The sequence below is a fragment of the Acetobacter malorum genome (assembly GCF_002153605.1).
In the GTDB taxonomy this organism is placed as follows: Bacteria; Pseudomonadota; Alphaproteobacteria; order Acetobacterales; family Acetobacteraceae; genus Acetobacter; species Acetobacter malorum_A.
Map to the genome: position 1 here is coordinate 1 of NZ_JOPG01000034.1, position 13,551 is coordinate 13,551.

At 48.1% G+C, this 13,551-nt stretch carries 9 protein-coding genes and 3 pseudogenes; 5 read left to right on the forward strand and 7 right to left on the reverse strand.

The genetic code is table 11. The features are described 5' to 3' along the window. Positions 1 to 240: pseudogene (locus HK23_RS12715) on the forward strand (hypothetical protein); the annotation flags it as partial. 314 nt (positions 241 to 554) lie between these two features. On the opposite strand, the gene HK23_RS14390 reads toward HK23_RS12715, so the two are convergent. Continuing rightward, entirely contained in the window at positions 555 to 2,171 is a 1,617-nt protein-coding gene (locus HK23_RS14390; protein WP_143217567.1) for a hypothetical protein, read from the reverse strand. A 343-nt stretch (positions 2,172 to 2,514) separates the two neighbouring features. On the opposite strand from HK23_RS14390, the pseudogene HK23_RS12725 reads away from it, so the two are divergent. Beyond that, positions 2,515 to 3,427, forward strand: a pseudogene (locus tag HK23_RS12725) (transposase). A 155-nt stretch (positions 3,428 to 3,582) separates the two neighbouring features. On the opposite strand, the pseudogene HK23_RS12730 reads toward HK23_RS12725, so the two are convergent. The 3 genes and pseudogenes from HK23_RS12730 to HK23_RS12740 form a co-directional block, all read right to left on the reverse strand. Then, positions 3,583 to 3,922 (reverse strand): annotated as a pseudogene (locus HK23_RS12730) (transposase); the annotation flags it as partial. A gap of 234 nt (positions 3,923 to 4,156) precedes the next feature. Then, entirely contained in the window at positions 4,157 to 6,259 is a 2,103-nt protein-coding gene (locus tag HK23_RS12735; protein ID WP_256940202.1) for an HAD-IIIC family phosphatase, read from the reverse strand. A gap of 72 nt (positions 6,260 to 6,331) precedes the next feature. Beyond that, a complete protein-coding gene (locus HK23_RS12740; protein ID WP_086654263.1) occupies positions 6,332 to 7,108 on the reverse strand; it encodes a DUF4422 domain-containing protein in 777 nt (258 codons plus the stop codon). A gap of 313 nt (positions 7,109 to 7,421) precedes the next feature. Between HK23_RS12740 and HK23_RS12745 the strand changes: the two genes are divergently transcribed. Together HK23_RS12745 and HK23_RS12750 are read left to right on the forward strand one after the other, a co-directional pair. Next, on the forward strand, positions 7,422 to 8,735 hold the full coding sequence (locus tag HK23_RS12745) for an ammonium transporter (RefSeq protein WP_256940203.1): 1,314 nt from the start codon (positions 7,422 to 7,424) through the stop codon (positions 8,733 to 8,735). 332 nt (positions 8,736 to 9,067) lie between these two features. Next, positions 9,068 to 9,574, forward strand: coding sequence for a hypothetical protein (locus tag HK23_RS12750; protein ID WP_086654265.1), 507 nt, complete (start codon positions 9,068 to 9,070; stop codon positions 9,572 to 9,574). 53 nt (positions 9,575 to 9,627) lie between these two features. On the opposite strand, the gene HK23_RS12755 is transcribed toward HK23_RS12750, so the two are convergent. The 3 genes from HK23_RS12755 to HK23_RS12765 form a co-directional block, all read right to left on the reverse strand. Then, the gene (locus HK23_RS12755) at positions 9,628 to 10,512 is read right to left on the reverse strand and encodes a retroviral-like aspartic protease family protein (RefSeq protein WP_086654269.1); all 885 of its coding nucleotides are present in this window, start codon (positions 10,510 to 10,512) and stop codon (positions 9,628 to 9,630) included. 70 nt (positions 10,513 to 10,582) lie between these two features. Beyond that, positions 10,583 to 11,545, reverse strand: coding sequence for a prolyl aminopeptidase (gene pip, locus HK23_RS12760; protein WP_086654266.1), 963 nt, complete (start codon positions 11,543 to 11,545; stop codon positions 10,583 to 10,585). After that, complete coding sequence (locus tag HK23_RS12765; protein WP_086654267.1) at positions 11,545 to 12,525, reverse strand: tyrosine recombinase XerC; 981 nt, start codon at positions 12,523 to 12,525, stop codon at positions 11,545 to 11,547. The genes pip and HK23_RS12765 overlap by 1 nt, the downstream gene beginning before the upstream one ends. 122 nt (positions 12,526 to 12,647) lie before the next feature. On the opposite strand from HK23_RS12765, the gene HK23_RS12770 reads away from it, so the two are divergent. Beyond that, positions 12,648 to 13,551 (forward strand): primosomal protein N' family DNA-binding protein (locus HK23_RS12770; protein WP_143217568.1); only part of this gene is annotated, 904 nt, incomplete at its 3' end.

Genomic DNA, 13,551 nt, shown 5'->3' on the forward strand with positions numbered 1-13,551 from the left:
AAAAATTCCCCGTTTTTTGCGGGTCTCCAGCTTATGCCCCGCCATATCCAGCGCTCCAATGCCGCTAAGTCGGTGATCCGATCCCGCGTTGAGCATGTTTTTGCGGATCAGAAATCACAGACGGGGCTGTTCGTCCGAACAGTCGGCATCACCCGGGCCACCATGAGGATCGGGTTGGCCAATATCGTCTACAACATGCGCCCCTTCATCTTCTTGGAACGGATCAGCGCCGTCGCCTAGCAAGCCAGAACATGAAATCCTGATTCTGCTCAAATCGCAGAGCAAACGCCACCCCAAGAACCGTCAATCAGCACACCAAAAAACAAAAATCAGGCAAAAGCAAAATCAATCAGCGGTTGTTCGATCCCTCCACGTGCCGCTCCTACAATTCAGACAATGATGCTATCAAGAATAATACCAATCGTCGTGAGCTATACACCGGCCGCGTTCTTGCTCAGAAAATTGGGGAAGGCAATGGGGTGCCCTCTTTCAACTTAGATTTGATACTCCACGCTTTTTACAAATAAAAAATAAGGATTTATAATTATTTTTTTCTACATATCATCACTGAAGGACATTTTTTTCCATCGACCATTTAAAAAAATCACAGGCACATGATCTGTAATGTCAAATATTATTTCACCTTCTTCAGAGCCTTTAAGATTTTTTATATTTTTTCGTGTCATATGTTTCAATACAACCCCCCCTTCATCTTTAATTTTAAATATAGAAATATTATTAAATTTATAGGACAAAGATTTATTTTCACTATCGTAACCGAGTAGATGTATATTTTGTGTTTCCTTGGTTGCTTGGGCAGAAAAATCTATATAAGTATCAGGCTTACTTCTTATGAAAACATTATATGCTAAAGCAGAATAAAAATGAGCTTCTGAAAAATCAATAATGGCATTATAGAATGTAGCATCACTTGATAAAAACGTACCATATTTTATATCTTGTGACTTAGATTGGCTAAGGCGAATAAAATTACTTATTTCCAAGCCCATTGGCGAATTAAAAGACCACTCTACAGATCCATCATGGAGAGGATTGTCATGCTTATTTTTATAACCTTGACATGTTTCTAATAAATGGTTGCCGGCGTCGATTAGTGTGGCATGCGCTGTATTTGAGTTGGGGTAAAGTGGATCACACCCAACCACATCGTAGCTTTTATTCCAAATAGGTTCTAAATCGTTAGAAATACCAGGCTTTATTACAATAAATGAATAATATTTCTCGTTCAATTTTACGTTGATTGCATCTCCTAATTTATATTGGTGCTTAGGCTTCCATTTTTCATTGTATCCACCACCACTTAACCATGCATTGAATAGAAACCCCGTTCGATACCCGCAAGAAGGATTATAGAAAGAGCATGCTGCTTCAGGGCCAAATCCAGAAAGATCCCATTCTTGTACCCATTCCTCAGTATCTGAACTGTCATTGAACGCTTTGTCTGTAGTATGAATAGGAGTATTTCCTAATTCATCCAACTGTTGGACGGAGTTCCAAACCCAATTAGTGCCATATCTATACATGAAATTATAGTTGTTAATATCAAATGCGCTCCAACCCGACCTTCCCATTGAGCGTAAAACATTTTGAAGGTTAATCATGTCACCAGAGGAGTGGCTATTATTGGCTTGATAGCCTGACGATTCACCTGTGTGCCCCATAAGAACAAAATTAATATGATCAGGTCTTTCGCCTTTGGGGGAAGTATGGTTATTATAATATTCAATCCATATATTAGGAACTATAGATTTATCATTTTTAGATACAGATTTCTTGTATGACAAAACACCATTAGCATCAAATTGAATTTTTGGAAATCCATCTATACTGTCTAATGCGGATATATTTCTCAACTTATTGTTATAGTTTATCAAAAGTGAAGATTTTTTATCAGTCCCCAGTGGAGAATAATAACTTGGTAACTCAGAATTTTTTATATAAGGAATACTTATAATACTTCCAGATTCTATAGATGAAAATATTGAATTTAAAATTTTTTCATCATTTTTACTTCCATCAAATTTCAAATCATAATTTTGTAAATCCACATAAGACGGAGATGTATGCTCAATTATCTCCGTATTTTCACCCCAAGCAGAATAAGAAATTGAAAATAATAAGAAAAACAAAAGAAATTTATATCTCTTCATAATCTTACCTCATAATTAATTTAAAATTTCAGCTTGAAATAATATTAAATAACACAGAACACAATATAAAAAATAAATATTTTTTATATTCCGGGTTGACTGAAAGGATCAAAAAACTGTTATTGTTCCTCTAGGCATCTTTTTCAAACTTCCGACATGCTGATTGACAGATCTTGAAGCTGTGTTTTGAGCTGAGGGGAGTTTGCGCTCTGCTTTATCTATACGGGAGCACTGATCCTCTCGAGGAATAGGAAGTAGCGCATGTGGAGGGATCGAAAAAACCACTAGTTTTGAAACTTTCTGTGTGATTCCATCACTCGTGTGTTGATTGAGATGTTGGAAGATGAAGCAGTCCAGTTTTTTTGATATTGAAGAGCGGCTTGCTCGACTGATTGGGCTTGGTGATCAGTTCAAAGTCTTTTTCCGGACTGTAGATTTTGAGGTGTTTCACCCAGATCTGAAAAAGGCTCTGGCCTATTCAGATGGGAACAAAGGCGGGCGTCCTCCGTTTGATCCGGTGCTGATGTTCAAGATCCTGGTGATCTTGACGTTGAACGACCTTGTCTGATGAACGGACGGAATACCTGATCAGTGATCGCCTGTCCTTCATGCGCTTTCTGGGATTGGGGCTATCGGACCGTTTGCCTGATACCAAAACGGTCTGGCTATTGCAGGAGCGTCTGACGCAGGCGGGGGCCATTGAAAGACTGTTTGACCGATTTGACGTGACCCCGCTCAAGGGCGGTTATCTGCCAATATGCGGGCAGAACGGATCCCGCAGGACTGGCAGGACAAGCCGTCCAAACTGCCCCCACAAGGATCGTCATGCGCGATGGAAGTTGAAGTTCACGAAGGCGAAGCGTTAGGATGACGGAACAATCTCCACAACGGATCTCGCCATACCGTTCTTTGGCTACAAATCCCATATTTCCATCGACCGGAAGTTCCTGTTTATCCGAAAATGGAAGACAACGGATGCGGCCGCCTGTAATGGCGCGCGACTGAGAGAGGGCTTGCTGGACAAAACCAATACGGCCTCAACGGTATGGGCCGACACAGCCGGTCGCTCGAAACCGAATGCGGGAAAGTCCGTAATCCGATCCTCATTGAGCATGTTTTGCTGATTAGAAGTTACAGACCGGACTATTCATCCGAACAGTCGGCATAGCTAGAGCGACCATGAGGATTAGACTAGCCAATATCGTCTACAATATGAGCCTCGTCCTGTTTTGGAGCGGATCAGCGCAACAACATAGCAATCCAGCGGATGATCTATCCCCGATCGGCTCAAAACGTAGATCAGGAGCCACCACTGCAACTATCAATCAGCACGCCAAAACTCAGAAATCAGGAGAAAGGCGCATCAACCAACGGTTCTTCGATCCCTCCATCTGGCCTGACATCAGTAGATACCGGCGTTCCACAGGGTCACGTCAAACCGCTCAAAAGTCTTTTAAAAGCACCAGCAGCTTGTGTCAGGCGTTTGCGAAACAGCCAGACCGTTTTGGTATCACGCACGGCGGTCCCATAGCGGCAGACCAAGGAAACGCATAAAGGAAAGGGGGCGTTGATCAGACAAATTGTTAAGTGTCTGGATGACGAGAATTTTGAACATTGACACTGGATCAAACGGAAGACAGACCGTTCTTGCCTTCCTCCATATAAGCGAGGGCTTTGCCTAGATCTGGGCGGAAGACTTCAAAATCCATAGCCCCAGAAAACGCTTCGAGCGGGTCACCAAGCTTGCTCAATCAAGCAAGCCTCTTTTCGACATCAAAGAAACCAGACTGCTTCACATCATCATTTCTCCAACCAGAACCGAAGAAATAAAATCACAAAGTGTTCTGCAAAACCAGAATATTTTAGCCCCTCCAGATTATAGTTCAGAATTATATACTAATGATTAATTATAAAAAAGCCAAATACTCTAGAGGTTTATACCAAAGCATTTGGCTTATTTTAAGCATAACAATAATTATATTTTATTATATATTGCTTTTTTCTATGATTTTCAAAATTATATCTGAAATTTCTTTATAAATAATCCGCTCATAATGGGGCCCCCCTTTGTCTGATGCCAAATCTTCTTCTCCTTTAAGAATTGAATTCACATCAATGTAATCAACATTATAATTTTGTATTACTTTAGATACTATTACATTAATCCGGCCAAAAAATTCCAAAATAGGCTTATCATTTCCATATTGCGAATTCATTCCAAGAATAATAATCTTTTTCCGTGCCGCCGTTAAACGATTTAGAACATAAATAATATCATTTTTAAATATTTCTTCATTAAACCCACCAATAAAGTCAAAGTTGTTTGTAAAAAATTCCCAGCTTTCCTTAGTTGTTTCTGGTAGCCTATCTTTTATTTCCTCATAATCTACTTTTGTATAATCAAATTTATCTGTCGGTTTTTCCATATAATAAGGGAGAGCATGAGTGCCCATAGTCAAAATCATAGATGTTTTTTTAGATTTATACAATCCATGAAAGGATTCTTGGGAAAAAGACAAGACATAAACATCAGCATCTTCATCAATGATGCTGGAAGCAAAACGACTTGGAGCAATATTAGGTAATTTATCGATTATTACCTTATTTTCCGTATTTTTCAAATCTTCATGAAGCGCGATATTACGAGGAGTTGTTAGATTTTCCCATCCTTGGTATGGAAAACTAAATTCTTCAATTGTTTGTAATTTTGTTCGTAAAAAATACGAGGTCATTGTAAGGTCACAAGCTCCCCGCAAACACACACGAAGAGTGCTATTAGAAGATTTTTTTTCTTCGCCTGTTATTGCATCTGCATCATCTACAATTTTAATCCAATCAACAGTTTCAGGATTTTCCAATGATGAAGCGACATTTCCTTTAATGTTCACGGTGGGCTTTTTGAGGTGATTCCACACAAACTGCTCTACCCCCATGTTTAGAACTCTACACGAAAAAAGGAAATGATGCAGCTCGTTCATTCTAACATAATAGAAGCCACAGATACCATAGCTTCCATAGTTATCAGATACTTTCACGTATCCAAAATCTGTAAAAAACTCAGAACTTACAAATTTTTCAAATTCTTTTCTGGCCTCTTCTATGTCTTCTGGCCATCTATTTTTTGTAAAATTCAACTGGTTTGTACGATTTACCAGTTCATGAACACGAGAAAACTCTTTCGGAACATCTGTATGAAAACTTATACGTACATTGCTTTCTCTAAGAAAGGCTTCATTACTTCCGCCCAACACTTCTCGATCGGCATGCTTTGCTTCTAATATTTTATAATTCTTCAAACGTTTACGACTGAAATCTGCCTTCCCGCGAAACCGGGGATCTTCAAGCAACTTGTCCAAGAAATCAGGTTCACAGACCTGAATACCAGGCACGAAGTGCTTGACTTCATTGAGGTTGGTTTTGTTATCATCAACAAACAAAACACTTTCCGGTCTTAGTTGTATTTTTTCTATAATATCTTTGATTTGAGGTCCCTTCGCCTGCCAACTAATTCTTGGGAAGACAAAATCATCCCAGAGTCCTAATTCTTTTAATTTCCCTTTTGCATGATCAAAATCATTTTTTGAACATATTGCATTAACGATGCCTCGATTATTAAGTTCGCGCACAATATGCATTGTGTGAAGAAGAGGCTGAATCTCACCTTCAGAAAGTGTTCCCCGCCAAAAAGTTTCATCTAAATCCCAGATAACTAATCGAACACCCTCTTCTTTTGTCTTAGAGGTAGCTAAATCTACTTTTTCGATGAGATTTTTTAAGCGTGTTAAACTGAAAATAATTCTCCTATGCTGTGGGGGCTGTGCAATCCCTAAAAGGCGCATTTTACCATCAATGTAGTCAGCGATCTCAAACCGCCACAACAATTCCCCAGACGAGGTATAAATGTTTACCCCAGCATTATCTAAAGACCACGAATGTTCATTCTCACATATGTAACCAGAAATTTTTCCATCTTCAGAAAAAATAAATTGGCTACTAATCGGTTGACCATTTACTGGTGCCCATTCCCATACTGAATTTATCAGCAAAGAACGATTCAGTAGGTTTCCATCTGAAGATATAAACAACATTTTATTCTCTCACCTTATTTAATTAGTCTCTAGGGTATGCAACAGACAAAGGAACTTCCTTCTCAGGATATGTCATGTCATTTCCACAAACTGCTGATCCTCAAAAAACTCCAAATCTCTCTGCGAAACACAAAAATGCTCTCTATTCTTACAAAGCCATACGTTAAAAAGCCTTTCCGAAAGAAAACCAAAAATTCTTCCTTGGTAATCTGTATAATTCCTATAGAATTTCATTTCTAAAAGATGAAACATTATCGTAAATATCCACTCAAAATATTTATCTATCACTTCTTTTTTAGCCACAAACATATTACAATTTGAAAGTTTGTGGTATTTCATGAAAAAATCAAATGCATCAACATAATCAGGAAAAAGCCGACGTATTGCTTCTCTTACAAGATACATATCATTGATATCATGATAGTTTTCAAAATTTTCAAATATTGTTCCTTGCGCTGATACATAGCTAGCAGCTATAATATCCACATTATTATTAAACTCAAAAAAATCACTAGGAGCGGCTATTGCTGCCCCCCCCTCATAACGGTAATTTTTCCCTGTTTCAGTATCAAAAAAATTTTCTTCTTTATTACTATTTGCTTTAAAGTAACGTCTGTAATGCGAAAGTCCAACAATATCTGAATTGTCATTTTTCCACATCCAGTACATTGCAGTGAGTTCACAAAAAGATTTATTCAGGTAAGAAATATTGTCTCCCTCATTATCACAAAGAAAGTTAATTTCTTTTTCTGGATGTAGCGTTTTCCCTAAAAAAATGGGTATGTAACCATCATTTTTTGGGGCCATGAAATTCTTATGCGTTGCAACATAAATTGAAATTTTACTCATACTAAACCGTCATCCTCTGGTGCTGTCTAAACTGGAAATTATCATCCGGTTTTTTACCCCTTTTTATCCATATAACAAAGGGTAGAATTTTTCCCATTATACCGCTCGGTGACTGCCTCAGTCGTTCCCTTGAGTAATTCATTCCGCAAAGGCTACAAGACAAGTTACGTCTAAATATTCTACTGGTGATGCACGATTCTTTTAGCCACTTATCTACCTTTGAGGAGTACACCCATCCATGACCTCTCAGCCCTGTATTACCTTGCTTTTTGAGAGACGTTTAAACTGGCTGATTATATTACCTGCTGGCTTTATGCTTTTTTTAGTCAGCGGTGTAGCACAAGCTGCCGACACAGCCCCGGCTATTGATACTGGTGACACAGCCTGGATGCTGGTCAGCACGGCTTTTGTGCTAATGATGACCATTCCGGGTCTGGCACTGTTTTATGCGGGCATGGTGCGTAAGAAGAACGTGCTGGCGACGCTGATGCAGTCTTTTGCGTTGTGCTGCATCATGTCGATTGTCTGGATGGTCGCCGGGTATTCTCTGGCGTTTACCACAGGCACACCGTGGATTGGTGGCGTGTCTCGCATGTTCCTGAACGGGATTGGCGCGCATATCCAGAACGGGGCGGATATTGCCTTCACGCTTGGGGCTGATTCTCCCAATGCCACCACGATGACGATCCCTGAGAGCCTCTTCATGATGTTCCAGATGACGTTCGCCATCATCACCCCGGCCCTGATTTCCGGCGCTTACGCAGAGCGTATGAAATTTAGCGCCATGTGTATTTTTTCTATTCTCTGGTCGCTGCTGGTCTATGCGCCGATTGCGCACTGGGTCTGGAGTCCTATAGGCTGGCTGGCCGGCCTGGGCACCGCGGATTTTGCTGGCGGCACTGTCGTGCACATCAATGCCGGTATTGCCGGACTTGTCTGCGCTCTTGTGCTGGGCAAACGCAAAGGCTTCGGGCAGGATGATCTCTCCCCCTTCAATCTGACCTACGCCATTATTGGCGCGTCTTTGCTCTGGGTCGGCTGGTTTGGCTTTAACGCTGGTTCAGCTGTCGGGGCGAATGGTCGTGCTGCCATGGCTATGGCGACCACGCAGATTGCAGCAGCAGGCGCTGGTGTCGCCTGGATGCTCGTCGAATGGCTGCGCAGCGGAAAACCGACCGTGCTAGGGGTAATTTCCGGGGCCGTGGGTGGTCTGGTTGCCATTACGCCTGCGGCGGGGTTTGTGCTGCCGGGCAGTGCGCTGATTATCGGCCTGATTACCGGTGTTATCTGCTACTGGAGCGCCACATCGCTGAAGCACATGATGGGCTATGATGACAGCCTGGATGCCTTTGGCGTGCATGGCGTGGGTGGCATTGTCGGGGCCATGCTGACGGGGCTGTTTGCTTATGGCCCGCTCTCCGCTACCGATGCCAATCCCTCCGGCATTACCGGCTCTCTGCATCAGTTCATGGTTCAGGGGGAGGCTGTGATCGTCACCATTCTGTGGTGTGGCATTATTTCCTTTGTTCTTCTGAAAGCCATTGATCTGACCATGGGTCTGCGCGTGACACCGGATGAAGAACTGGAAGGGCTGGACATGTCTCTGCACGGAGAGCGGATCAACTAAGCCCCTCCCGGCTTTATATCGTTCTGCTATTTGAGCCCCTTCCAGCTTCTATGCCGGAAGGGGCTTTTTTTTCGCGTTCTGGCAAGCTTCTCTGGCTACACCACGCCTCTTCATCCCTCTCAATGCGGCGTTCAGACAGACATATGGGGAAAACCTGTCTCGGAAAGGATGAGACCATGCTGGAAGCAGGACTACACCACGGACCAACATCATCCCGTTGGGGATAACCCTTTTCCAAACACATTTATTCATCATAAGATGCAACAATAGTCAGGGCGCTGCGGCATGGTGCTGCATCTTCCAGCCCTGGTATTTGGATGAGGTTTTTCCTTATGACATCTTCCGCTCGCTTTGCGCTTGCTGCACTGGCTCTGAGCTGCGCCACCGCCCTTTCCGCTCCGGCTGCCCATGCGCTGAGCGCAAAGGAATGTCATGCCAGCTTTGCTGCAGCCCGCACCGCCGGTACGCTGGATGGCCAGAGCTACAAGCAGTTCAAAGCTGCTAAATGTGATGCAGCCGCAGCGCCTGCCACAACAACGGCTCCAGCTGCCGCCACCCCGGCAGAAGCGCCGAAAGAGGCCGCTCCCGCAGCTCCTGCAACAGCACCGACCACAGCCAGCACCGCCGCTCCGGCAGCGGCCGCCACAACGGCTGGCGTTGTCTTCCCGAGCGCCGTTGCTCCTCAGTATGCCAAGCTGAGCGCCGGAAAAGCCCGCATGAAGACCTGCCTTGATCAGTACAATGCTAATAAAGCCAGCACCGGCAATGGCAGCCTGAAATGGATTCAGAAGGGTGGCGGCTATTACAGCCAGTGCAACACCCACCTGAAAGCAGGCTGATTTAAAGTCCGGGGCATCCTTGAGGTGCCCCGGTTTTCCTCACGGTTCGGCGTTTAATTCCGCCGCTTGAGCGCTGGCATGACATACAGCATGCCCGTCTGGTACGAAATCCAGACACGATGCGCCGCAAACCAGTCTGATCCCAGCAGCATATCTACAGAATCATGAATGGGTGCCACGGTCAGAACCGGGCTTTTTTCCTGTTCCTGCCCGATCTGGAACGTCTGGAACCGATGCCAGTGATAGACTTGCTGATGACCATCGACACCACTGGTCAGCCCCCCGGGATCCGCAGCCAAAGTGCGGGCGCTCACCCCTAGCCTTTCAGCAGCTTTATCTGACAAAATGCGGGACCGTGCCCCGCTATCCACCAGAGCACGCAACGGTATGCCGTCCAGCAGAACCTGAACAATGACCCGCCTGCCAGCGGACTCCAGCGGCACAGCGCGGTAAATTACATGCCAGTCCGCTGGCCCGGCACAGGCGGAAGAACCGCTTTTGACAGACCAGAACGTCAGCCAGCCCTCAGCGACATTGAATTCCACATCATAGTGTGAAAGCAGATCCCCTCCGACCAACCCTTCAACTGGAGGTTGCGTAACTGGCTTCCCCGGCAGATCGCCCACCGGCATGGAAACGGGACCGGTTTCCAGCCCGCCAAGCGTGAGCGACCGGACCACAACATTCGGCACCATCCGCCCCATCCCGCCCGTGCCCTGCATCAGGGTATGAACAGACGGGTCCAGTTGCACCTGAAAACGTTCGGCAGCCTCAGGAGAGAGCAGACTTCCCTCCGCCCCGGTATCCACAATCATGCTTGCCGCATGTTTGTTGATTTCAACCGGAATATTCAAAAACCCCTGATCATCATGCAAAGGGACACGGGCAATCCGTTCATGATGACACAGCCCTTCCGCAGCACTGGCCGCCTGCGTCATAAACACAGGTGTCGCCGCTGCACAGAATGCGGTCAGAAGTGCTTTACGGAGTGCCCGTGTCTGCATGGCGTCAGCCTAATTCCCGCGCAAAGCGGTCTGTGGCATCCAGCAATGCGCTGAGAATACCGGGTTCAAACAACGCATGCCCTGCGGCGTTAATCAGTTTGAAGTCTGCTTCCGGCCAGGCTTTATGCAGATCCCACGCGGTGCGTACAGGGGTCGCCATATCGTAACGGCCCTGCACGATAACGGTTGGAATGTGCCGGATACGATCCACATCACGGATTAGCTGGCCTTCTTCCAGCCAGCCCCCATGCACGAAGTAGTGGTTTTCAATCCGGGAGAAGGCCAGCGCGTAATCAGCTTCTTCATGCTGGTTTTCAATATCCGGTGCTGGCAGCAGGGTGAGCGTCCGCCCTTCCCACAGGCTCCATGCCAGAGCGGCTTCCTGCCGGACAGCCACATCATCGGAGACCAGACGCTTGCGATACGCCGCCATCATGTCCCCACGCTCTGCCTGCGGAATGGGCGCCTGAAAATCTTCCCACTTATCCGGGAACAACCAGGAGGCTCCGTCCTGATAATACCAGAGCAGTTCAGCCTTCCGCAGCGTAAAGATGCCGCGCAGCATGAGTGCCGTCACTCGGGTCGGGTGCGTCTGAGCATAGGCCAGCGCCAGTGTGGACCCCCACGAGCCGCCAAAGACCGCCCATTTATCAATGCCAAAGAAAACGCGCAGGCGTTCAATATCCGCCACCAGATGCCATGTGGTGTTGTTCTCAAGCGAAGCATGCGGTTTGGAACGACCACACCCGCGCTGGTCAAACAGCACAATCCGATAACGGGACGGATCAAACAGACGCCGCTGGGCGGGGGAACACCCGCCACCGGGGCCACCATGCAGAAACACCACCGGGATACCGTGCGGATTGCCGCATTCTTCCCAATAGATCTCGTGCCCTTCTCCAGTATCCAGATAGCCGTGGGCGTAAGGTTCAATAGCGGGCCAGGGAGCGCGCAGGGCCTCGGTCATCAGTCTCGTGTTCCTTCTCTCGGCTGAGCAGTTTTTTGCGCACGCGGGTGCGCGCGGCTCCACACATCAAGCAGGCGGGCTTCATCCGCAAGAGTATATCGCTGTGTGGTGGACAGGCTGGCGTGCCCCAGCAGTTCCTGAATGACGCGCAAGTCCGCGCCGCCTTCCATCAGATGCGTGGCAAAAGAGTGCCGCAGAGCGTGCGGTGTCACATGCTCCGGCAAGCCAGCCAGCGCCCGCCATTCCCGCATGGCCTTCTGCGCCACACCGGCCTGCAACCGGCCGCCCCGCACACCGGGGAACAAAGGCGACTCTGGCAACGGAGACGGGTGCCGCTTGCGCCACGTCTCCAGTGCCTGCTGCACGGCAGGTAGAACAGGCACCAGACGCTCCTTGTTGCCCTTCCCTTTAATACGCAAAACACCGCTGCTGCTCAGCGTGCCAAGGTCTGAAATATTGAGATTCAACGCCTCGGAAATACGGAGCCCGCAGCCATAGAGAAGCAGGAACAAGGCCCCGTCCCGCTGCTGGGCCATGGGCGTTTGTGCCAGTGCTGCAATATCCTCCGGCACGGCTTTGGCGTCTGTCACACTCAGAGGGCGCGGCAGAGGTTTTTTGCTGCGGGGTGTTGCCAGCAGGGCCACTGCCGGGTTTTCCACCCCCTGCCTGCGGGCCAGATACCGGAAAAAGGAGCGCACGGCAGACACCCGCCGCGCCCGTGTGCGGGCAGCGCGGTCTGGTGTGCTTTGGCGATTTCGGGAGGCCGCAGAGCGCGCCTGCTCCTGCGCCAGCCAGGCACGAAAATCTCTCAGGCTGATACGCCCCAGTCCGGCCATGTCCGGCAGACCATCCAGATGCTCGGTCATGAAACCCAGAAACCGCGCCAGATCAGCCCGGTAGGCATCAATCGTCAGGGGAGATGCCCGCTTTTCCGTCGCCATCCACTCCAGAAATTTCTGGACGGCTTCTTCCGCTGTCATCGCACCCTCTCAAACAGATCTGCACTCTTCAGCATAGCCTGAAGACCCCGCAGACTTGTTCAGAGTTTTTATGGTTTCGCAAGCACTGTTCTTTAACCGGGCCTCCGCTTACATAGAACCTCATGGCGTCTGCACCTTCCTCCTCTCCTCAGCCTGCCCGGCCCCCGGCTTCTGCTGCCGGGTCTGCGCGCCAGAGAGTTTCCGTGCTGCTGCCTATGCCGTTCCCCGGCCCGTTTGATTATGCAGCCCCGGCAGAGATGGCGCTGCAACCCGGCGACATTGTGACGGTGCCTCTCGGCCACCGCAGACAAACCGGGGTGGTGTGGGATGCCACCAGTTCCCTGCCCCCGGAATTTGCGCCCCCACCGCAGCGCACGGTGGATGCGGCCAAGCTGCGCCCTGTGGCGGAGCGGCTGGAATTACCGCCACTCACTGTCGAACTGCGCCGCTTTGTGGACTGGGTCGCGGCTTATACGCTTTCCGCGCCCGGTATGGTGCTGGCCATGACGCTGCGGCTCCATATGCGCGGCGTGCCCACGCCCTCCACCGGCTGGCTGGCAGCCTCCCCCCAGCCGGACGGACTGCGCCTGACCCCCGCCCGCCAGAAAGTGCTGACCTTGCTGGCCGATGGCACGGCCCGCACCACTACGGACCTTGCGACCGCCGCAGGCGTCGGCCCCGGCGTGGTGAAAGGGCTTGCCGATGCAGGGGCTTTAACCCCCGTTCCTCTTGGGCCGGAACGTGCTTTTGCTGCCCCGGACCCACTCCATAATTTACCCGTTCTGGAAGGCGCACAGGCTGAAGCCACAGATGCCTTGCGCCAGACCGTGGCGGAAGGGTGCTTTTCCGTCACGCTTCTGGAAGGCGTGACTGGCTCCGGGAAAACCGAGATCTATCTGGAAGCGATTGCCGCCTGTCTGGAACAGGGCAAGCAGGCACTGGTTCTGTTGCCGGAAATTGCCCTTTCCGCCCAGTGGATGGAGCGCTTTACCCGCCGCTTTGGCACGCAACCCGCCATCTGGCATT

Excerpts from the sequence above, each read along its gene's own strand:
- HK23_RS14390 (WP_143217567.1), bottom strand. The coding sequence starts at position 2,171 with ATGAAGAGATATAAATTTCTTTTGTTTTTCTTATTATTTTCAATTTCT.
- HK23_RS12735 (WP_256940202.1), bottom strand. The coding sequence starts at position 6,259 with ATGTTGTTTATATCTTCAGATGGAAACCTACTGAATCGTTCTTTGCTG.
- HK23_RS12740 (WP_086654263.1), bottom strand. The coding sequence starts at position 7,108 with ATGAGTAAAATTTCAATTTATGTTGCAACGCATAAGAATTTCATGGCC.
- HK23_RS12745 (WP_256940203.1), top strand. The coding sequence starts at position 7,422 with ATGCTTTTTTTAGTCAGCGGTGTAGCACAAGCTGCCGACACAGCCCCG.
- HK23_RS12750 (WP_086654265.1), top strand. The coding sequence starts at position 9,068 with ATGACATCTTCCGCTCGCTTTGCGCTTGCTGCACTGGCTCTGAGCTGC.
- HK23_RS12755 (WP_086654269.1), bottom strand. The coding sequence starts at position 10,512 with ATGACGCAGGCGGCCAGTGCTGCGGAAGGGCTGTGTCATCATGAACGG.
- pip (WP_086654266.1), bottom strand. The coding sequence starts at position 11,545 with ATGACCGAGGCCCTGCGCGCTCCCTGGCCCGCTATTGAACCTTACGCC.
- HK23_RS12765 (WP_086654267.1), bottom strand. The coding sequence starts at position 12,525 with ATGACAGCGGAAGAAGCCGTCCAGAAATTTCTGGAGTGGATGGCGACG.